The 21,686-nt window shown below is 57.8% G+C and carries 17 protein-coding genes; 7 read left to right on the top strand and 10 right to left on the bottom strand.

Annotation, left to right across the window (positions count from 1 at the left end):
• Positions 1–6: 6 nt before the first annotated feature.
• Positions 7–315, bottom strand: coding sequence for a 30S ribosomal protein S10 (rpsJ, locus tag FHX76_RS10345; RefSeq protein WP_141915681.1), 309 nt, complete (start codon positions 313–315; stop codon positions 7–9).
• A 426-nt stretch (positions 316–741) separates the two neighbouring features.
• On the opposite strand from rpsJ, the gene FHX76_RS10350 reads away from it, so the two are divergent.
• Positions 742–1,542, top strand: a complete 801-nt coding sequence (locus tag FHX76_RS10350) for a hydroxymethylpyrimidine/phosphomethylpyrimidine kinase (RefSeq protein WP_167150623.1) — start codon at positions 742–744, stop codon at positions 1,540–1,542.
• Positions 1,543–1,617: 75 nt separating this feature from the next.
• Here the strand turns inward: FHX76_RS10350 and FHX76_RS10355 are convergent, their stop codons facing one another.
• The 6 genes from FHX76_RS10355 to FHX76_RS10380 all read right to left on the bottom strand — a co-directional run bounded on the left by FHX76_RS10355 (position 1,618) and on the right by FHX76_RS10380 (position 7,398).
• The gene (locus FHX76_RS10355; protein WP_167150624.1) at positions 1,618–1,833 is read right to left on the bottom strand and encodes an Rv0909 family putative TA system antitoxin; all 216 of its coding nucleotides are present in this window, start codon (positions 1,831–1,833) and stop codon (positions 1,618–1,620) included.
• 158 nt (positions 1,834–1,991) lie between these two features.
• A complete protein-coding gene (gene tuf, locus FHX76_RS10360; protein WP_167150625.1) occupies positions 1,992–3,185 on the bottom strand; it encodes an elongation factor Tu in 1,194 nt (397 codons plus the stop codon).
• A gap of 129 nt (positions 3,186–3,314) precedes the next feature.
• Positions 3,315–5,429 carry an elongation factor G gene (gene fusA / locus FHX76_RS10365; protein WP_167150626.1) on the bottom strand — a complete coding sequence of 705 codons (2,115 nt, stop codon included), beginning with the start codon at positions 5,427–5,429 and terminating at the stop codon, positions 3,315–3,317.
• Between the two features lie 131 nt (positions 5,430–5,560).
• Complete coding sequence (gene rpsG / locus FHX76_RS10370) at positions 5,561–6,031, bottom strand: 30S ribosomal protein S7 (RefSeq protein WP_167150627.1); 471 nt, start codon at positions 6,029–6,031, stop codon at positions 5,561–5,563.
• Positions 6,031–6,405 carry a 30S ribosomal protein S12 gene (rpsL, locus tag FHX76_RS10375; RefSeq protein WP_141915692.1) on the bottom strand — a complete coding sequence of 125 codons (375 nt, stop codon included), beginning with the start codon at positions 6,403–6,405 and terminating at the stop codon, positions 6,031–6,033. Before rpsL ends, rpsG begins: the two co-directional genes overlap by 1 nt.
• Before the next feature lie 354 nt (positions 6,406–6,759).
• On the bottom strand, positions 6,760–7,398 hold the full coding sequence (locus tag FHX76_RS10380; protein ID WP_243848772.1) for a spermidine/putrescine ABC transporter substrate-binding protein: 639 nt from the start codon (positions 7,396–7,398) through the stop codon (positions 6,760–6,762).
• Between the two features lie 181 nt (positions 7,399–7,579).
• Between FHX76_RS10380 and ppk2 the strand changes: the two genes are divergently transcribed.
• The 4 genes from ppk2 (at position 7,580) to FHX76_RS10400 (ending at position 11,053) form a co-directional block, all read left to right on the top strand.
• A complete protein-coding gene (gene ppk2 / locus FHX76_RS10385) occupies positions 7,580–8,401 on the top strand; it encodes a polyphosphate kinase 2 (protein ID WP_243848773.1) in 822 nt (273 codons plus the stop codon).
• A 129-nt stretch (positions 8,402–8,530) separates the two neighbouring features.
• Positions 8,531–9,502 carry a hypothetical protein gene (locus tag FHX76_RS10390; RefSeq protein ID WP_167150628.1) on the top strand — a complete coding sequence of 324 codons (972 nt, stop codon included), beginning with the start codon at positions 8,531–8,533 and terminating at the stop codon, positions 9,500–9,502.
• 9 nt (positions 9,503–9,511) lie between these two features.
• A complete protein-coding gene (locus FHX76_RS10395) occupies positions 9,512–9,988 on the top strand; it encodes a hypothetical protein (protein ID WP_167150629.1) in 477 nt (158 codons plus the stop codon).
• A gap of 39 nt (positions 9,989–10,027) precedes the next feature.
• On the top strand, positions 10,028–11,053 hold the full coding sequence (locus tag FHX76_RS10400) for a Ppx/GppA phosphatase family protein (RefSeq protein ID WP_167150630.1): 1,026 nt from the start codon (positions 10,028–10,030) through the stop codon (positions 11,051–11,053).
• On the opposite strand, the gene FHX76_RS10405 is transcribed toward FHX76_RS10400, so the two are convergent.
• The 3 genes from FHX76_RS10405 to rpoB form a co-directional block, all read right to left on the bottom strand.
• A complete protein-coding gene (locus FHX76_RS10405) occupies positions 11,000–11,707 on the bottom strand; it encodes a hypothetical protein (protein WP_167150631.1) in 708 nt (235 codons plus the stop codon). The two genes, FHX76_RS10400 and FHX76_RS10405, sit on opposite strands and share 54 nt — an antisense overlap.
• Positions 11,708–12,023: 316 nt before the next feature.
• Positions 12,024–15,929 carry a DNA-directed RNA polymerase subunit beta' gene (locus tag FHX76_RS10410; protein ID WP_167150632.1) on the bottom strand — a complete coding sequence of 1,302 codons (3,906 nt, stop codon included), beginning with the start codon at positions 15,927–15,929 and terminating at the stop codon, positions 12,024–12,026.
• A 42-nt stretch (positions 15,930–15,971) separates the two neighbouring features.
• A complete protein-coding gene (gene rpoB, locus FHX76_RS10415) occupies positions 15,972–19,463 on the bottom strand; it encodes a DNA-directed RNA polymerase subunit beta (protein WP_167150633.1) in 3,492 nt (1,163 codons plus the stop codon).
• A 487-nt stretch (positions 19,464–19,950) separates the two neighbouring features.
• Between rpoB and FHX76_RS10420 the strand changes: the two genes are divergently transcribed.
• Both FHX76_RS10420 and FHX76_RS10425 read left to right on the top strand, forming a co-directional pair.
• On the top strand, positions 19,951–20,802 hold the full coding sequence (locus FHX76_RS10420; protein WP_424960763.1) for a spermidine synthase: 852 nt from the start codon (positions 19,951–19,953) through the stop codon (positions 20,800–20,802).
• A gap of 79 nt (positions 20,803–20,881) precedes the next feature.
• Complete coding sequence (locus tag FHX76_RS10425) at positions 20,882–21,379, top strand: SprT-like domain-containing protein (protein ID WP_167150635.1); 498 nt, start codon at positions 20,882–20,884, stop codon at positions 21,377–21,379.
• Positions 21,380–21,686 lie beyond the last annotated feature (307 nt).

A 21,686-nucleotide genomic window follows, 5' to 3' on the forward strand; every position in this document is an offset into this window, starting at 1 on the left:
ATTCCCTTAGAGCTTGATCTCGATGTTGACATCGGCGGGCAGGTCGAGACGCATCAGTGAATCGACAGCCTTAGGCGTCGGGTCAACGATGTCGATCAGACGCTTGTGAGTGCGCTTTTCGAAGTGCTCGCGGCTGTCCTTGTACTTGTGAGGCGAACGAATCACTGCGATTACGTTCTTCTCGGTGGGAAGCGGCACTGGACCGATGACCGTGGCACCCGCGCGGGTAACCGTGTCAACAATCTTGCGTGCCGAGGTGTCGAGACCGGCGTGGTCATACGACTTAAGTCGAATGCGGATCTTTTGTCCCGCCATTTGTGACTCTCTCTTTCTAGTTGCGTCATACAGTTTTCACCGCATTGGACGTCTTGTGGACTAAACGTGAAACACTCTCATGTCACACCGCTGTTCTTCTATTAAGGGCTCGTTCCTGGCCGCGGACAGCACGCAAAAGCGATTCTGTCGAGGCTCTCAGGCAGTGAGCAATGTTCTGCTACCGGCGGCCTACCCCACAATCGAGGTGAACTCGATCGGGCTATGCACAACCTGGCAGTGATCCGCGCAGCCAGAGGCCACGCAAAATACTGAACTACGCAATTCTGCCATAGATTTGCATGTGTTTGCAACCCGGGCGTGTCGCATTCGTAGTTTCGGGCAATCCCAGTCGAGACAAGGCAACTCGGGAAACTGGTTCAATGCGTGCAAGTAGTGTTCAGCGCCGAGTTGCGAGAGAATAATCTTATGCCTAATTTCGTGCTCACTATTGCCGGTTCTGAAGCAACCGGCGGCGCCGGCGCCCAAGCCGATCTCAAAACATTTCAGGCCCGCAACGTCTTCGGGATTGCTGCCCTGACCTGCATCGTTTCGTTTAACCCCAAGGACAACTGGAACCACAGGTTTGTTCCTGTTGATCCTCAGGTCATCGCCGACCAGTTGGAGGCCTCGCTCACCGCGTACGGCCCCGACCAACTCGACACTGTCAAAATCGGCATGCTCGGATCCCCCGCCACAATTTCGGTTGTGGCTGAGGCGCTTGGAGCACGCAAATTCAAGAATGTCATTCTCGACCCCGTGCTGATCTGCAAAGGCCAGGAGCCAGGACACGCTCTCGACACCGACCAGGCACTCAAAACAAACATCTTGCCGTTCGCCTCGTTCGTTACTCCAAATCATTTTGAAGCTATTCAGTTGTCCGGTATGGAGTCAATCGAATCGCTTGAAGATCTCACGCAGGCTGCTAAACGCATCTTCGACTCGAGCGGGGCCACGGTACTTGCAAAGGGCGGCGTGCGCATCGCCGGAGACAACGCTGTAGACGTCTTCTACGACGGCACAACACTCGAAGTGCTGTCAGCGCCCAAGGTCGGCGAGGTTGCGGTGAGCGGCGCCGGCTGTTCACTCGCGGCAGCGGTGGCAGCCGAGATTGCCAAGGGGGTAAGCCCCCTCGAGGCAGCACATAATGCAAAAGACTTTGTTTATCGTGCAATTGAAAACCGTGCGCACTCAAATGCCCCATTCGACGCCGTGTGGCAGGGCAACTAAGACCACCCAGAAAGAGGGGCATTGGGTCGCAACAACGCGAACCAATGCCCCTTTCTCTATGTGCGGCGGCGTGAGCTACTGGTTTCCGACGTTCTTGTCGATGTTTGATTTCACATCGCTCACCTTGTCGGCAAACTTATCGCCCGTTGCTTTGTTCACCAAGCCTTCGGCTGTGTCCAAGAGCTTGTCGCTAATGTCTTCTGCCTTTTCGCTCTTGAACGTTTCGGCAATCTTGTCTTTGTTCTCGGTGACAAAGTCCTGGGCTTTTTTGAACAGATCATCCGTTGACATGGTTCCCCCGTAGGTCGGTGACTCGGCCGGCCCGAATCATGCCCTAATTGTGGCACCGCAGCACGCCCCGTTCAAGCAATATGTCGGGGAAACAAGAACGACCCCGGAGCAAAAGCTCCGGGGTCGTTCTCAGAAAGTACTGAAAGTAGTATTCAGACTTACTTGTTGATCTTCGTTACGGTTCCAGCACCTACGGTACGTCCACCCTCACGGATAGCGAAGCCGAGGCCCTCTTCCATAGCGATGGGCTGGATGAGTACTACCGACATGTCGGTGGTGTCACCAGGCATAACCATGTCAGTGCCCTCTGGGAGGGTGATGACGCCGGTTACGTCCGTCGTACGGAAGTAGAACTGTGGACGGTAGTTGGTGAAGAACGGGTTGTGACGGCCGCCCTCTTCCTTGGAAAGGATGTAGGCGGTTCCCTCAAACTCGGTGTGCGGCGTAACCGAACCGGGCTTAACAACAACCTGACCGCGCTCTACGTCCTCACGCTTCGTTCCACGAAGGAGCAGACCACAGTTCTCACCAGCCCAAGCCTCGTCGAGCTGCTTGTGGAACATTTCGATTCCAGTAACAGTCGTCTTCTGCGTTGGGCGGATTCCAACAATCTCAACCTCAGAGTTGATCTGCAGGGTTCCACGCTCGGCGCGGCCCGTAACAACGGTTCCACGACCGGTGATCGTGAAGACGTCCTCAACAGGCATAAGGAACGGCTTGTCCTTGTCGCGAACTGGGTCAGGAATGTGCTCGTCGGCAGCTTCCATGAGCTCGAGGATGGAGTTAACCCACTTCTCGTCGCCCTCAAGAGCCTTGAGTCCCGAAACCTTGACTACAGGTGCGTCGTCGCCGGGGAAGCCCTGGCTTGACAGCAGCTCGCGAACCTCGAGCTCTACGAGCTCAAGGATCTCTTCGTCCTCAACCATGTCCGACTTGTTCAGTGCGACCATGAGGTAAGGAACGCCAACCTGCTTTGCAAGAAGAACGTGCTCACGGGTCTGAGCCATGGGGCCGTCAGTAGCAGCAACCACGAGGATTGCGCCGTCCATCTGAGCAGCACCGGTGATCATGTTCTTGATGTAGTCGGCGTGACCTGGAGCGTCTACGTGTGCGTAGTGACGCTTTGGGGTCTCGTACTCGACGTGCGAGATGTTGATCGTGATACCACGCTGACGCTCTTCAGGAGCGGAGTCGATGGTAGCGAAGTCACGCTGCACGTTGGTGTCTGAAGGGTACTTGTCAGCAAGTACCTTCGAGATAGCTGCGGTAAGAGTCGTCTTACCGTGGTCAACGTGACCGATCGTTCCGATGTTTACGTGCGGCTTAGTCCGCTCGAACTTGGCCTTCGCCACTATGGTCCTCCTCAGGACTTTCGTGTAGTCACCTCTGAGGCAGCGATTGCTGCCTCAGGGCGCCTACGGGGGTTTGTGTATTTATGTTACTTGGTTGGCCGAGTACTTTCGACCACCCTGTGGAAGAAACTACTCGCCGTTAGTCTTCTGAACGATCTCTTCAGCTACGGCCTTAGGGACCTCAGCGTAAGAATCGAACGTCATCGAGAACACTGCACGACCCGAGGTCTTCGACCGCAGGTCACCAATGTAACCGAACATTTCTGAGAGCGGAACAAGGGCGCGAACGACCTTGACACCACTGGCATCTTCCATCGACTGGATCTGTCCACGACGCGAGTTCAGGTCGCCGATTACGTCGCCCATGTATTCCTCAGGGGTACGAACCTCAACGGCCATCATCGGCTCGAGCAGAACCGGGTTTGCCAGACGAACAGCTTCCTTGAAAGCCATCGAACCAGCAATCTTGAACGCCATTTCAGACGAGTCAACGTCGTGGTACTGGCCATCAAGAAGTGAAGCCTTGACTCCCACCATGGGGAATCCGGCAAGAACACCTACGTTAAGCGCATCCTGGATTCCGGCATCAACCGAAGGGATGTACTCACGAGGAATGCGACCACCGGTCACCTTGTTCTCAAACTCATACGTCTTCTCGCTTGTTGCCTCGAGAGGCGCGATAGCGATCTGAACCTTAGCGAACTGACCCGAACCACCGGTCTGCTTCTTGTGGGTGTAGTCGTGCTTGGGCACCTCGCGACGAATCGTCTCGCGGTACGCAACCTGCGGCTTACCAACGTTGGCCTCAACCTTGAACTCGCGACGCATACGGTCAACGAGGATATCGAGGTGAAGCTCACCCATACCAGCGATAACGGTCTGGCCGGTCTCCTGGTTGAGGCTCACGCGGAACGTGGGGTCTTCTTCAGCAAGCTTCTGGATAGCTGTTCCCAGCTTCTCCTGGTCGGCCTTGGTCTTTGGCTCAATCGCAACCTCGATAACGGGGTCGGGGAAGGTCATCGACTCAAGTACAACCTGGTTGTTTGGGTCACAGAGGGTATCACCGGTGGTGGTGTCCTTGAGTCCAATAACCGCGTAAATGTGGCCGGCGGCAATGCTGTCAACAGGGTTTTCCTTGTTGGAGTGCATCTGGAAGATCTTTCCGATGCGCTCTTTCTTGCCCTTGGTTGAGTTGTAGACCTGTCCGCCAGAAGCAACGTGGCCGGAGTACACGCGAACGTAGGTCAGACGACCGAAGAACGGGTGAACGGCAACCTTGAATGCGAGGCCGGCGAAGGGCTCGTCGAAGTCAGCGTGACGCTCGATGATGATGCTCTCATCGCGAGGGTCGTGAGCTTCGATGGCTCCAACGTCAAGTGGGTTTGGCAGGTAGTCAATAACAGCGTCGAGCATTGGCTGCACGCCGCGGTTCTTGAAGGCAGAGCCACAGAGCACAGGGTAGATGAGGCTGTTTACCGTGAGGTAACGGATGCCCTTCTTGATTTCTTCGATGGTCAGTTCTTCGCCACCGAAGTACTTCTCCATGAGAGCGTCATCAGTCTCGGCTACCGTCTCGAGCAGAAGCGTGCGGTATTCCGCGGCCTTCTCTTTGAGGTCAGCAGGGATCTCTTCGATCTCGTAGCTGGCACCCATGGTGACGTCACCCTTTGAGTCTCCACGCCAGGTCTTTGCGACCATCTCTACGAGGTCAACAACACCCTCGAAGTTGCTCTCAGAGCCAATTGGCAGCTGAATTACGAGCGGCTTTGCGCCAAGGCGGTTGATGATGGTGTCTACCGTGAAGTAGAAGTCAGCGCCGAGCTTGTCCATCTTGTTGACGAAGCAAATACGGGGCACGTTGTACTTGTCAGCCTGACGCCAAACGGTCTCAGACTGTGGCTCAACACCCTCTTTACCATCGAACACTGCAACGGCACCGTCGAGCACGCGGAGCGAACGCTCTACCTCAACCGTGAAGTCAACGTGGCCTGGGGTGTCAATGATGTTGATCTGGTTGTTTTTCCAGTAGCAAGTGGTAGCAGCCGAGGTGATCGTAATGCCACGCTCCTGCTCCTGCTCCATCCAGTCCATGGTTGACGCGCCATCGTGCGTCTCACCGATCTTGTGGTTCACACCCGTGTAGAACAGGATGCGCTCAGTCGTTGTGGTCTTTCCAGCATCGATGTGCGCCATGATGCCGATATTGCGGACCTTGTTCAGGTCGGTGAGCACGTCAAGTGCCACGGGTTCCTCCGAAAGTTTTGGGATGTCTAGATGGTGTGTGCTGGGGGCAACACCGGTTAGGGTACTGCCCCCAGCGGCCTAGCTACCGAAAAGTATCGCACGCGAAACTGAAGGTAACCAGAACCACTTCACTACCAGCGGTAGTGAGCGAAGGCCTTGTTCGACTCGGCCATCTTGTGAGTGTCCTCACGGCGCTTCACAGCGGCACCAAGGCCGTTGGATGCGTCGAGAATCTCGTTGGTCAGACGCTCGGTCATCGTCTTTTCGCGACGAGCCTTTGCGTAGCTGGTCAACCAACGCAGTGCCAGGGTGTTTGCACGGTGAGGCTTAACCTCAACGGGCACCTGGTAGGTTGATCCACCAACACGACGTGAACGAACCTCAAGCGTTGGGCGAACGTTGTCGAGAGCCTTCTTGAGGGTCACAACGGCGTCTGCACCGGTCTTGGCCGAAACGCCTTCGAGTGCATCGTAAACGATGCGCTCTGCAAGGCCCTTCTTGCCGTCTTTGAGGATCTTGTTAACGAGCTGGCTAACAATGGGGGCACCGTATACCGGATCGGCAACTACGGGGCGCTTAGGAGCTGGTCCCTTACGAGGCATTACTTCTTCTCCTTCTTAGCGCCATAGCGGCTACGGGCCTGCTGGCGACCCTTAACTGCCTGGGTGTCGAGCGCGCCACGAACAATCTTGTAGCGAACACCGGGGAGGTCCTTTACACGACCGCCACGGACGAGCACCATCGAGTGCTCCTGAAGGTTGTGGCCTTCACCGGGAATGTACGCGGTGACCTCGGTACCGTTGGACAGCTTCACACGAGCGACCTTACGCATCGCCGAGTTTGGCTTCTTAGGGGTGGTGGTGTACACACGGGTGCATACTCCACGCTGCTGCGGGTTTGCCTTCAGAGCGGGCGCCTTGGTCTTAGTGACCTTCGGCGTACGACCCTTCCGGACCAACTGCTGAATAGTTGGCACTTCTTCTCCTTGTTTGTGCTGCACGGTGACAGCTTTTGCTTTGGCAGTTTGCACTGCACGGTTTGCATTCGCCGCACCAGAAGGCGCTGATCCGAAGATCGTGGCGAGTTCATTTGGACCCGTCGAAAACCCAGAACTGGGTAATCTTGAATGACAGGTATGCCGTGGGGGCCACGCTCGTACGAGACGAGACCCTGAGGATTTCGACACCTGTCGCAGCACCGCACTATTTAGGCACGGCAAGACGGCAGGCAAAGAGCACCAAGAAAAAATACTAGCCTGTTAAACCCTTACTATGCAAGGTGAGAAACGTGACAGGCCGTGTCGGATCAACCAGATTTGATCTCTCAGGTGCTACGAGGGGAATTCGAGCGAGTTTGTGAGCTCATCCAGCATCGATTGAATCTGGGGCTCCACAAATGTTTCGACTGCCAACCGGATACGCGGGGCGTGGATTTTGACCGCACCACAAACCCGCTGCCCAGTCACAACGGCGCACTCATCGGCAAGTGCCATTTCGGATCGCAGTTCAGCCTTTTGATCGTCCGTGAGCGGCGGGCGGGGATCGTTAATCTGCTTGTCCAGCGGGGACGCGAGTCCTTCAAGTGTGAAAAGAAACGGCTGGCCCGGTTCTGGTTCGGGGTCAAGCTCGAGCCCGTCGTACTCGGGATCGAGCCCGTCATTTGGCCGATATCCAGCTTTCTGTTTCAGCGCATCCGCGGCATCAAGTTCCAACCTGAGCCCTGGCAAGCTTGCCGTGGTGAACTCGTCGACAGTCTTGTCAATGATTTTCTGCAGCCTCACGACGAGGGCGTGCTGTACCTGGTGGGGCACATCGTGACTCAGTCCTGCGGATGCCAGAATCGGCGACTGGTAGCAACGCCGACAGATGCGTGCGCGAGAACGAAACGACCCCGGGGTCCAACGAGGCAGCCATTCCAACCACGCGGCAACAGCGGCATCAACACGCGCTGCAATCATCGGGTCGGCCATAGTTCAACGCTACCCAAGCCAGTGACCGGTGCAAAGCCCCCACGGCGCATGACCTCGACTTTCCCGGCCTGAGTTTTGCTGCCGTATTGGCGAAAGTCCACAAACGACTACTCAATCGTTCGCTACGGCAATAGATTGAGACCATAACAACTCGTTTCAATTCCTCAAGAAAGTCAGGCGAATGTCAGCAGTCAAGCGGATGCCAAAACAAGCGTATGAAACAGAACTGCGCCGCCTACAGACTGAACTCGTTGCACTCCAGCAGTGGGTACGAGCCACCGACTCCCGAGTTGTCATTATTTTTGAGGGACGAGACGCCGCCGGCAAGGGATCCGCAATCAAGCGAGTCTCTGAATATCTCAATCCTCGGTATGCCCGCATCGTTGCATTGCCTGCCCCGAGCCAACGGGACCAATCACGCTGGTATTTCCAAAGATATGTGTCCCACCTCCCCTCAGCAGGAGAAATCGTACTTATGGACCGCTCGTGGTACAACCGCGCTGGTGTCGAACGAGTCATGGGTTTTTGCACCGATAACGAGTATCAGCGCTTCCTGCACCAAACACCGACGTTCGAAAACATGCTGATCGAAGACGGCATCATCCTCCTGAAATATTGGTTCTCCGTTTCGGATACTGAACAAGAAAAACGTTTCCGGTCACGCCGCGATGACCCAATGCGCCGTTGGAAGCTCTCAGATATGGATGTACTCTCCATCACAAAGTGGGAAGACTACTCACGTGCCAAGGACGCCATGATGGAACACACGAGCACCGATGCAGCTCCGTGGTGGACAGTCGAAAGCGACGACAAGCGCGCCGCTCGCGTCAACGTCATCTCGCACATCCTTTCTCAAATTCCCTACTTCCACGAGCCACTTCCTACCGTCGAGATTCCAGAACGCCCCGCACAAGGCGACTACGTTCGACCCCCGGTTGATACACAAAACTTTGTTCCAGATCACGCTGCGAATGTTGCTCGGGAATACAAGAAGAACAAATAGTCGGCCCTCCACATTCTCCGTCGGAATCCTCGTCCCCCACATGCCGGGCGATGTACCGCGAATTGTCACCGTTGATTGCTAAAGTGACGCACAGTGTAACCGCAGGTCGCGATTCGAGGAGTACAGGCAATGAGTGACGAGAAGAACACCCCGGCAGATCAGGGTCAGCCCGTCGACGACGCAACAGTGTCGGAGGCCAACCTCTCCGATGCCCTCAGCCGTGCCCGCAGCGGAGACTTGACCTCGCCAGAGGGCGACGAGACCGCTTCCTCTGGAGCGCACCACGACCTTCCGAGCGCGAACCCTGTTGATGACGAACTCAGCACGGAGATCACCGACGCTTCACCTTCCGCGGTTCGGGCAAGCACGGGCCCCGTCGAGGAATCTGCCTCGGCAAACGCGGTCATCATTGAGCCTCTAGAAACGCTTTCGGCTAGCCAGAGTCTCGAATCGGAGACCGTCGTGAGCGACACGATTATCACCACGCCAGAGGGCTCAGAAGAAATCCTCACCGTTCGAGCAGATCATCCGATGGCCCCGCTGTACGTTCAGGCTCCCGTATTACCCGACATGCGAGGCAACCGCGGCGCCGGCGCTTGGATTACGGTGCTCGCGACTCTCGGGTTTGCCGCCGTCTATGCAGGAGTCATCGCCGCCATCCTCGCTCCAACGACAACGGCCAGTGCGTTCGTTGAGACGTTGACGGATCACTTGCTGACACCGCTGTTCTTTGCACCGGTGGCCGGGTTCTTTATTGGGCTCCTCATCCTCGTCCTGATCGTCAACCGTGCCGGCTGGTGGGCGTATGTTCTCGGCGGTTTCCTTGTTGGTGTTCTTGTCTACGGGGCAGCGGTCGCTGGCCTGATCTTCTCCGAGGCTCTCACCTCACTCTCTCCAAGCGAATCGCTCGACCGTCTTGATGAGTTCTTGCTGTCGCCGTTCACCATCTTGGCCGGTGTTGCCGCCCGTGAGGTGAGCGTTTGGTTCGGTGCTTGGATTGCCGCACGAGGCCGCAAGGTGAAGCGCGCCAATGCCGAAGAACTCGCCGAATACGAGACTCGACTGGCCGCATCACCACTTGCGGACCAGGTTGGCATCTAACGAGACTCGTTGAACGCCCCCGGCCGTCCGTCAAATGTTCGCCGCTACGCCATTGTTGCGGCGTTCATGGTGGCCATTCTTGCCTCTGCCGTTGTCATCACCACGTGGGGTTTTCTTGCCCTCTTCAGCGGAGCTGACCCAATAACAAAAGATGTTCCGCTGTTTGTCGGGCCCCTCATGGTTGGCTTTGGCATGATCGCGCTGCTCGGCATCCTGCTCTCAATTGGTCGAGAGCTATTGCTCGGCCGCCCCAAGTTTCCATGGCTTTTAGCGGTTTTTGCGGGCATCGGACCGTTTCTGGTCACCGGAATCGCGGGCTTCTTGAGCGGGCTCCCACCAACTGATACGTTTTCGAACTCGTTTGTGCTCGCGATCGTCCCCATCGGCTGGTTGGCTGCGCTTCTGTATTGGGCGGTAACCGTTCGGCAAATTTTCACCGATCGCCCGCGTCCCCGTTGGCGCTGGGAAAACGAGGACGACGAATAGGTGAGCGTCGCCAGCGGGCACATACGGCATAGTTAACGTATGACAACCGTTGCTGCCATCGACTGTGGAACTAACTCGATTCGCCTCCTGATAGCGAAGTCCGAACTCCAAGCTGACGGGACTTGGTCTCCGCTCGTGGATATTGTTCGCGATATGCGCGTCGTTCGCCTCGGGTACGGCGTCGATAAGACCGGGGAATTTGCCCCAGAAGCACTCGTCCGAACGCTCGAGGCGACTCGGTACTATGCCGAACTCATCCAACAACACAGCGCTGAGCGCGTTCGGTTTGTCGCGACTTCGGCGACAAGGGATGCCAGGAATCGCGATGAGTTCATCGCTGGAGTTCACGAAGCGCTTGGAATTGACCCCGAAGTCATCTCGGGAGACGAAGAAGCTGACCTTTCGTTTCGTGGCGCGGTGAGCGTTGTCGACTCGTTCGCTTCGGCGACGGATTCAGGTAACCTCGGCGCCCCCTATCTAGTTGCGGACCTCGGCGGTGGCTCAACGGAAGTAGTCCTCGGCACTGCCGCCCCGGAGGCCGCGTTCTCGATGGATATCGGCAGTGTGCGGCTTACTGAGCGGCACCAGGGAATCACCGACGCTGATGCCCGCCTCGCAGCTGTCACCCACGATATTCACGCAGCTCTGGATGTTGCCGAGCGGCATGTTGACCTGTCCAAAACTGCAACACTCATCGGCGTCGCCGGCACGGTCACGACGGTGACCGCGCACGCTCTCAGGCTCCCCAAATACGACCCTGCGGCCATCAACGGGGCTACCATCCCAACATCAACCTTTCTGGATGCCTGCGACGAACTTGCGTCGCTTCACAAGGAAGCGCTTGCCGCGCTTCCGTACATGCATCCCGGCCGCGTCGACATTATCGGCGTCGGCGCAACTATCTGGGGCGAGCTCATTCGCAGGGTGTCTGACCGGGTGTCCGCGGCGGGCGGACAGCTCCAAACCGTGACAACCAGCGAGCACGATATTCTCGACGGAATCGCGCTGAGTCTACTCAGCGCGAACAGCGACACGAACTCGCGCCCGGCGCTGGCTACCGACTAGAGCGGCACCTATCGCGATCGAAAGCGAGGCAAGCACCGAGGCCATGGCAGCACCCCATCCACTGATAGGCTCTGCGGCAGTCTCTGCGAGCAGCACAGGAACTTCGACGATATCAACCGGTGTCGTGATGATAATCTGACGACTGCCAGTTCCATCCGCGGGAGGCTGCGGCTCTTGCGCGCCTCCGGGTTCCGGAACCTCGGCTGGCGGGACTACCGGCGGGGCAGTAACAGGCGGCTGAGTAGTTGGAGGAATGGTTTCGGGAGGGGTGGTCTCCGGCGGTGTGGTTTCAAGGGGGTCATCTTCCGCGACAACGAGAGCATCACCGGCTGGCACGACAAGAACACCCGGCGAGGGTGTGATCTCGGATACTTGCTCTGAACCAGGCTGACCCTCACCATCGTCCTCAAACGATCCCCCTGTTGCATCTCCGTCGTCGTTGGCCGACGGCACATCGAACGGGCTTTCGGCTTTGCCGATGGAGGCCTGGCCAACCTGGTTCGGCAGCAACGAGGGCTCTCGTGGTGTCTCACCGCTCACGATCTGAATGCTGGCTTCGTTCTGGCCATCCGATGCGGTTGCCGCGGTTGGAGCACCAGCAACAAGGCCAGCGAATAGGGCGGCAGCAACACATGTTGAAACGGTTGCTGACATGGTAACCATCGTAGCTATTAGGCATACTTGTGGCTACCCCGTAAGCCGATCGCTTCCAGAGGCAAACGCTGTTGTGACGGCAGCGGTATCCGTCGGTCTCGAAGACAAGCACCTCACGACGCGTCACCAACAAAGTGGGTTAAATGTCGGAATGGGCTGTCCCCCCGAACAACCCATTCCGGTTATTAAGTTAGCATCGTTTGCTCGTTGATGCATGCTTTTTTCTTTATTTAACTTCGACAAAATATTCGGCACACCGAAAAAAGCCCCCCGGCCGCCACAAACATGGCTTCCGAGGGGCTTTTTGACCCACTACTTAGTTGTAAGTACCGGGCTTGAACTCGTCTGACGTGAAGCTTTCAAAGTCCACGAATGACAGGTCAGTCTCGTCGAAGTTGGCGTCATCAACGAAGATGCGGTTCGGGTAACGCTCCGCCTTCGCCTCTTCGGTAGCCTCAACCGTGACGTTACGGTAGCGGTCAAGACCGGTTCCCGCAGGGATGAGCTTTCCGATGATGACGTTCTCCTTGAGGCCGATGAGCGGGTCACGACGACCCTCCATGGCAGCCTGCGTGAGTACGCGGGTCGTCTCCTGGAACGAGGCGGCCGACAGCCACGACTCGGTCGCAAGCGACGCCTTGGTGATACCCATAACCTCTGGACGAGCCGTAGCGGCCTTCTTACCCTCAAGCAGAGCCTCGCGGTTCAGCTGAGCGTAACGCGACCGGTCAACGAGCTCACCAGGGAGCAGCTCGGTCTGGCCGTGGTCAACCACGGTAACCTTGCGCAGCATCTGACGAACGATAACCTCAATGTGCTTATCGTGAATCGGAACACCCTGTGAACGGTACACGCCCTGAACGCCCTCTACGAGGTACTTCTGGACCGCACGCTCACCTGGGATGTGCTTGCCGTTCTCGGTCGTACCAACCTGCAGCACGTCCTTCGGGTCAAGCGTTCCGGCGATGAAGGGCTGTCCGAGCTCAACGTGATCGCCATCCTCAATGATGAGGGTGGCACGCTTGAGGACCGGGTAGGCCTTCTCTTCGGTTCCGTCGTCGGGCGTCAAGATGACCTTACGGCTCTTGTCGGTGTCCTCAATCACAACGCGACCAGCAGCTTCCGCGATTGGCGACGCACCCTTAGGGGTACGAGCTTCGAAGAGCTCCTGAACACGAGGCAGACCCTGCGTGATGTCATCAGCCGATGCCGAACCACCCGTGTGGAAGGTACGCATCGTGAGCTGGGTTCCGGGCTCACCAATTGACTGAGCGGCGATAATACCAACGGCTTCACCGATATCAACGCGCTTACCGGTTGCGAGCGAGCGACCGTAGCAGGCAGCACACACACCAACGGCAGACTCACACGTGAGCACCGAACGAACCTTGATCTGCTCAACACCGGCGGCAACGAGGCCGTCGATGAGAACGTCTCCAACGTCGGCTCCGGCTTTCGCCACAACCTTGCCGTTTGCATCCTCGGCGTCGGAAGACAGCGTACGTGCGTACACCGAGTTCTCAACGTTCGAGTCGCGCGTCAGCACACCGTCAACAACGGTAGCAATTGGCAGCTCAAGACCGCGGCGCGTGCCACAGTCTTCTTCGCGGATGATGACATCCTGCGAAACGTCAACGAGACGACGCGTGAGGTATCCAGAGTCGGCGGTACGGAGGGCCGTGTCAGCAAGACCCTTACGAGCACCGTGCGTCGCGATGAAGTACTCGGCAACCGAGAGACCCTCACGGTACGACGAGATGATCGGACGAGGGATAATCTCACCCTTCGGGTTGTTCACCAGACCACGCATACCCGCGATGTTACGGATCTGCAGCCAGTTACCACGGGCACCAGACGAAACCATGCGGTTGATGGTGTTGTCCTCAGGGAACGCGGCACGCATGGCCTCGGCGACCTCGTCGGTAGCCTTGGTCCAGATGTCGACCAGTTCGCGGCGACGCTCGACGTCGGTCGTGAGACCCTTGTCGAACTGCGACTGCACCTTGGCGGCCTGAACTTCGTACTTGGCGACGATTTCCTTCTTGTTTTTCGGCGTCAGCACGTCAGACAGAGCAACGGTTACACCCGAGCGCGTGGCCCAGTGGAAACCGGCATCCTTAATGCGGTCAAGCGTTGCAGCAACCTCAACCTTTGGGTAACGCTCAGCGAGGTCGTTGACCAGCTGTGACAGCGCGCCCTTGTCTGCTACCTCTTCGAAGTAGGGGTAGTCGGCAGGAAGTGCCTCGTTGAAAAGCGCGCGACCAAGAGTTGTGTCTACGATCACTGGCTTGCCAGGTGCGTAGTTCTTGGGAGCGTTCTCTTCGGTGAAGACAACGTCGCTGAGACGGATGCGAACCTGTGCGTTGATGTCGAGCGAGCCCTGGTCCTTCGCGAGGATAGCCTCGGCAACCGACGAGAACGCACGACCCTCACCGGCGACGCCGGTCTTGAGCGTGGTCAGGTGGTGCAGACCGATGATCATATCCTGCGTTGGCAGGGTAACGGGGCGACCATCCGAAGGCTTGAGGATGTTGTTCGAAGCAAGCATCAGGATGCGAGCCTCGGCCTGTGCCTCAACCGAGAGCGGAAGGTGAACGGCCATCTGGTCACCGTCGAAGTCAGCGTTGAACGCTGCACAAACGAGCGGGTGCAGCTGGATAGCCTTACCCTCAACCAGCTGGGGTTCGAACGCCTGGATGCCAAGACGGTGCAGCGTGGGTGCACGGTTCAGGAGAACCGGACGCTCACGGATGATCTCTTCGAGAACATCCCACACCTGGGGACGGCTGCGCTCAACCATACGCTTTGCGGCCTTGATGTTCTGAGCGTGGCTCAGGTCGATCAGGCGCTTGATCACGAACGGCTTGAAGAGCTCGAGAGCCATCTGCTTTGGCAGACCACACTGGTGCAGCTTGAGCTGCGGTCCGACAATAATTACCGAACGACCGGAGTAGTCAACACGCTTACCAAGAAGGTTCTGACGGAATCGACCCTGCTTACCCTTCAGCATGTCGCTGAGGGACTTGAGGGCACGGTTACCGGTACCCGTAACCGGGCGACCACGACGACCGTTGTCGAATAGTGCGTCAACGGCTTCCTGCAGCATGCGCTTCTCGTTGTTCACGATGATCTCGGGTGCACCGAGGTCGAGCAGACGACGAAGACGGTTGTTGCGGTTGATCACGCGACGGTACAGGTCGTTGAGGTCAGACGTTGCGAAACGTCCACCGTCAAGCTGAACCATTGGGCGAAGCTCAGGAGGAATCACCGGAACAACATCAAGAACCATGGATGCGGGGCTTCCACCGGTCTGGAGGAAGGAGCTCACAACCTTCAGGCGCTTGATGGCACGGATCTTCTTCTGGCCCTTGCCCTCTGCGATCTGGGTGCGAAGCGTTTCGGCTTCGTTGGCCAGGTCGAAGGCGAGCAGGCGCTTCTTGATGGCTTCGGCGCCCATGTAGGCCTCGAAGTAGCTACCAAAGCGGTCGACGAGCTCGTTGAAGACGGCGTCTTCGGGCTTGAGGTCGCCAACCTTAAGGTTGCGGAACTCTTCCCAGACGCGCTCGAGGCGAGCAATGTCTTCGTCGTAGCTCTTGCGGATCGACGACATCTCTTTGTCAGCAGAGTCGCGGGCACGACGCTTCTGGTCGGCCTTTGCCCCTTCTGCCTCGAGTGCTGCCAGGTCCTTCTCGGCCTGCTGCTGGCGCTCACCGATAGAGGCGTCGCGCTGGTCGCCAAGCGTCTTGAGTTCGAGGCGAAGCTCGTTCTCAAGGCCGGGCATGTCTTCGTGACGGCCTTCTTCATCGATGTCGATGATCATGTACGCAGCGAAGTAGATGACCTTCTCGAGGTCCTTCGGTGCCATGTCGAGCAGGTAACCCAAGCGCGAAGGAACGCCCTTGAAGTACCAGATGTGGGTTACGGGAGCGGCAAGCTCGATGTGTCCCATGCGCTCACGACGGACGGAGGACTTGGTGACCTCCACGCCACAGCGCTCACACACGATGCCCTTAAAGCGGACACGCTTGTACTTGCCACAGGAGCATTCCCAGTCGCGGCTCGGTCCGAAGATCTGCTCTCCGAAGAGGCCATCTTTCTCGGGCTTGAGCGTGCGGTAGTTGATCGTTTCGGGCTTCTTTACTTCACCGTATGACCAGCGGCGAATATCCTCCGCCGTAGCCAGACGGATCTGAAGCTCGTCAAAAGTTGTTGCGTCGAGCAATTTTTCTCCTTGAAAAGAAATCTTCTAGTGTCTGGTTGCGGCTTAGATCTCGTCGATAGTCGACGACTCAAAGCGGCTCGAAAGGTTAATGCCGAGCTCCTCCGCAGTGCGGTGGGCCTCATCATCTGTATCGCGCAGGTTGACCGCGGTGCCGTCGGCGCCGAGTACTTCTACGTTCAAGCAGAGTGACTGCATTTCCTTCATCAACACACGGAACGATTCAGGAACACCAGGCTCCGGAATGTTCTCACCCTTCACGATGGCCTCGTAGACCTTCACACGGCCGAGGATGTCATCCGACTTGACGGTGAGGAGCTCTTGCAGGGCGTAAGCGGCACCATATGCCTCAAGCGCCCAAACTTCCATCTCACCAAATCGCTGTCCACCGAACTGTGCCTTACCACCCAGCGGCTGCTGTGTGATCATCGAGTACGGTCCTGTTGAACGAGCGTGAATCTTGTCGTCAACAAGGTGGTGCAGCTTGAGGATGTACATGTAACCCACCGAAACTGGCATGGGGTACGGCTCACCGGAACGGCCATCGAACAGCTGAGTCTTACCGGTTGAACCGATGAGACGCTCGCCGTCGCGGGTCAGGGTGGTGGAGTCAAGCAGACCGGCGATCTCTTCCTCGGTTGCACCGTCAAATACCGGGGTCGCAACCTTGGTGTTTGGCTCGGCGCTGAAGGCTTCCTTCGGCAGGTTTGCTGCCCACTCAGGCAGACCCTCAACGTTCCAACCCTGCTTGGCGATCCAGCCGAGGTGAATCTCGAGCACCTGGCCGAAGTTCATTCGACCGGGAATTCCGAGCGGGTTAAGGATGACGTCGACGGGGGTTCCATCGGCAAGGAACGGCATGTCTTCAACGGGCAGAATCTTGGAGATAACACCCTTGTTGCCGTGACGGCCAGCAAGCTTGTCACCCTCGGTGATCTTACGCTTCTGTGCGAGGTACACAACGACGCGCTGGTTGACGCCTGAGCCAAGCTCATCGTCCTGCTCGGTGTCGAACACCTTGACAGCGGTAACGGTTCCCGAAGTACCGTGAGGCACCTTGAGGCTCGTGTCGCGAACTTCGCGGCTCTTCTCGTTGAAGATGGCGCGAAGCAGACGCTCCTCGGCGCTCAGCTCGGTCTCGCCCTTTGGCGTGACCTTACCAACGAGGATGTCGCCGGGGCGAACCTCTGCACCGATACGGATGATGCCGCGCTCGTCGAGGTCCTTGAGGGCCTCAACCGATGCGTTTGGCAGGTCGCGGGTGATTTCTTCTTTACCGAGCTTCGTGTCACGAGCATCAACATCGTATTCCTCGATGTGGATCGACGACAGCGTGTCTTCCTTGACCAGGTTCTGGCTCAGGATGATCGCGTCCTCGAAGTTGTGACCCTCCCACGACATGAACGCAACGAGCAGGTTCTTACCGAGTGCCAGCTCACCGTTTTCGGTTGCGGGACCATCGGCGATAACCTCGCCAGCCTCAACACGCTCGCCAGCCTTGACGATCACGCGGTGGTTGTAGCTGGTGCCCTGGTTCGAGCGGTCAAACTTGCGCAGGTAGTAGCTCTTGCTGCCACCCTCGTCGAGCATGACGGTAACAACGTCGGCCGAAACCTCCGAAACGACACCGGCCTTCTCAGCGGTGATCACGTCGCCGGCATCGATGGCCGCGAAGCCCTCCATACCGGTTCCGACTACTGGGCTCTCGCTGCGTACCAGCGGCACAGCCTGACGCTGCATGTTGGCACCCATGAGGGCGCGGTTCGCGTCATCGTGCTCAAGGAACGGGATCAGCGAGGTCGCTACCGACACCATCTGGCGCGGCGAAACATCCATGTAGTCAACGCGCTCGGCGTCAACCAGCACAACCTCGGAACCCTGCGGACGAGCAAGAACCTGCTTCTCGGCGAAGCGGGCATCCTCGGTGAGGGGCGCGTTTGCCTGAGCAACGAGGAACTCGTCTTCTTCGTGGGCCGTGAGGTAGTCGATGTGATCGGTAACCACGCCGTCAACAACGCGACGGTACGGGGTCTCGATGAAACCGAAGGAGTTAATGCGGGCGAATGTAGCCAGCGAGCCGATCAGACCAATGTTTGGGCCTTCAGGAGTCTCAATGGGGCACATACGGCCGTAGTGGCTTGGGTGAACGTCACGAACCTCAACACCTGCACGCTCACGCGACAGACCACCCGGTCCGAGCGCCGAAAGACGACGCTTGTGGGTGAGACCCGCGAGTGGGTTGTTCTGGTCCATGAACTGCGACAGCTGGCTGGTTCCGAAGAACTCCTTGATCGCTGCGAGCACAGGGCGAGTGTTGATCAGGGTGTTCGGCGTAATCGCTTCGATGTCCTGTGTGGTCATGCGCTCGCGCACAACACGCTCCATACGGCTCAGACCCGTGCGGACCTGATTCTGGATGAGCTCACCAACGGCACGGATACGACGGTTACCGAAGTGGTCGATGTCGTCAGTGTCGAGGCGGATGTCAACAGGCTTGCCTTCGCGGGTTCCCGGCAGGGTTGCGGTTCCGGCGTGCAGGGCGACCAGGTACTTGATCGTGGCGACGACATCCTCAAGCGAGAGGACCGAGTCGGACAGAGGAGCTTCGAGGCCAAGCTTGCGGTTGATCTTGTAACGACCAACCTTCGCGAGGTCGTAACGCTTCTCGTTGAAGTACGAGTTGTCGAGGAGCGAGCGAGCGGCCTCAATGGCAACCTGCTCACCCGGACGCTGCTTGCGGTAGATGTCCTTAAGGGCGTCTTCCTGCGTAAGGATGTTGTCCTTCTCAAGCGTGAGCTCGATTGACTCGTAGCCCTTGTACTCTTCGAGGATTTCTTCGCTCGTCATGCCGAGCGCCTTGAGGAACACCGTAACCGACTGCTTACGCTTGCGGTCGATGCGAACACCAACCTGGTCGCGCTTATCGATCTCGAACTCAAGCCAAGCACCACGGCTTGGGATGATGCGTGCGGTGAAGACGTCTTTATCGCTCGTCTTCTCCTGGATGCGCTCGAAGTAGACTCCTGGGCTACGAACCAGCTGAGAAACGACAACACGCTCGGTGCCGTTGATGATGAACGTTCCACGCTCGGTCATCAGCGGGAAGTCACCCATGTAGACGGTCTGGTTCTTGAATACCTGGGTCTCTTTGTGGAAGAACTCGGCCTCTACGTAGAGAGGAGCCGAGTAGGTCTTGCCACGCTCTTTACACTCGTCAATCGAGTATTTCTGTTCGTCAAGGAACGGGTCCTTGAACGACAGCTGCATGGTTCCGCCGTTGTCTTCGATCGGCGAGATCTCTTCAAAGATCTCTTCGAGGCCGTTGCGAGTTGCGAGGTCATCGCGACCAGCTTTCTCGGCCTCGGCAACACGTGTCTTCCACGCGTCGCTACCGACGAGCCAGTCGAAGCTCTCGGTCTGCAAAGCAAGCAGATCGGGAGCGGTCAGGGTGTCGCTAATTTTGGCAAACGAGAGCCGCTGGTGAAGGCGGCCGTTCTTGGGCGTATTACTGGTGGATGCGTTGCGCGCAGCAGCCAAGGGAAATAACCTCCGTGGGCCCCGTCGGGCCAGTTCACTGGTGTAATTATTGGGAAGACTCGTCAGACGGGATGCGTCAACTCGCTTAGTGGAGCGAGTATGAAGGCCGACCGCAATATGAAGGCAAAGATGTCTGGGAGCGCAACTATCAACTATATGCGCTGACGACACTCCTGTCTAGCCTTGTTCTTGACCTCACAGGATTTTTCGAGTATGAGTACGTGCGCCTCACGCGTGCTGAACCGATCGCACGCGAAAATACGGCGGTGTTGAGCCCCTAAGCTCCTCACCGCCGGTTCTCACGGGGACCGAATTTTAACCGGCCTGGTGAGAACACTCAGATAATAATCCCCTTCGACGCCCATTACAAGATTTTCCTACGCTCGTGGGGTGCGTTCTCGCTCGTGGGGTGCGGATTTTCGCACCCCACGACGCAAAGTGCACCCCGCGAGCGCCGAGACGAGCGGCGGTTGGTAGAGTCATGAACGTGAACCAGCATCCCGAAAAGCGATTGAGCGTCAGCGGCTATATCGCCACAATTGAGAAGGATCGCTTCGTGCCCGGTTCGTACCAGCTGGTTGTTGATGGGACACCGCAGTCGCATGTGAACCTCGACGATCCGAGCGACCTCTTCTTCGAGTACATCCAGCGCATCGGCCACATCATCGACCTTGTCGCGATGCCAGGTCAACCCATTACGGCGCTGCATCTTGGCGCTGGCGCTCTCACGCTCCCCCGCTATGTGGAGGCAACACGGCCTGGATCGCGCCAGCAGGTTGTTGAGCTTGAGAGCGATCTTGTCGACTTTGTGCGAGCCGAACTGCCGTTGCCAAAACGCGCGGCCATTCGCGTGCGTCACGGCGATGCCAGGGAAGTTGTTGCAAAGCTGCCTGCTGGGCTTCACGGCAATATCGACCTCATCGTTGTGGACATTTTCTCAGGGTCGCGGACACCGGCTCACGTAACGAGCCAGGAATTTTACGAACTGCTCAAGCCGCTGCTCACTCCACACGGCATCATCGCGGTCAACGTTGCGGACGGCCCCGGGCTCAAGTTCGCTCGCTCTCAGGTCGCAACACTTCGTTCGCTGTTCCCCTATGTGAGCGCCATCGCTGAAGCACAGATCCTCAAGGGGCGCCGGTTTGGCAACGTTGTGCTCATGGCAGCGCTCAACGACCCCGACGCCGACTGGATGCCTCGGCTGCTCGCAGGGGGCCCGCATCCGGCCAAGTTCATGGAGGGCACCGAGCTTGCTGCGTTTGCCGCTTCTGCGCCGATCGTGACAGACGCGACCGCTATCCCGTCTCCCCCTCCTGCCCGCAATATCTTCCAGGTCTAGACCCCACCGAACACAACCCGCTGTCGGACGCGCGCCGTACTATTGAGTCGAGAATTGGCTGCGGTAACAAGGAGGCACGATGGCAGAACTCACGCGCGTCCGAGTGTGGGCGCAGGCCCTTATCAACCTTCACCTTGATTCGAACAGCTGGACCTTCGACTTCGACAACGCCAAGCGCAGGGCCGGCCTGTGTGATTACCAGAAGAAGCGCATTACAGTCTCTCGGTATCTTGCAGCAAAATACGACGACGACGAGATCCACCAAATCTTGCTCCACGAAATCGCGCACGCCCTTGCGGGGCACAGGGCTGGACACGGCCAAAAGTGGAAGGCGATCGCTGACGACCTCGGTTACGACGGCAAACGACTCCATGACGGAGAATCCGCCCACGAACTCGCACCCTATGTCGGAACATGCCCAGCCGGTCACCACCACTACCGCTACCGCAAACCCACACGGCCTCTTGCCTGCGGCCTGTGTGGCAGGGGGTTCCGCCAAGAGCACCTCATTACCTGGAGGACCCAAACGCTAGACCCCGGCGAGCGCCGTGCTCTGCAACGGGCTGCCCGCGAATAAACACCGAGTTCACAGCTTTGTGGTCCCGCGTTCACAGCAAGATGCTCTATTGTTGGTGAAGAGCACCCACTGATGGGTTGCCCGCGTCGTAGAACGCAAACTTTTATTGGGACCCAACGGGGTTACCGATTCAATCACTTTCTTACGGCGAACGGATGCGCGAACCCGCGCTTTCGCCACTCTCACACAGCTTTCCTGTGTTGCTTTTGCCGTGTTGTTCGCAGCGCGTTTTAAACCGACACAATGCGCGAGCGCCGCCACGTTTATCGGGGTGGTCTGGCGCTGGCGGGCGTGAGCACACCGCGCT

Origin of the sequence: Lysinibacter cavernae (assembly GCF_011758565.1) — a bacterium.
In the GTDB taxonomy this organism is placed as follows: Bacteria; Actinomycetota; Actinomycetes; order Actinomycetales; family Microbacteriaceae; genus Lysinibacter; species Lysinibacter cavernae.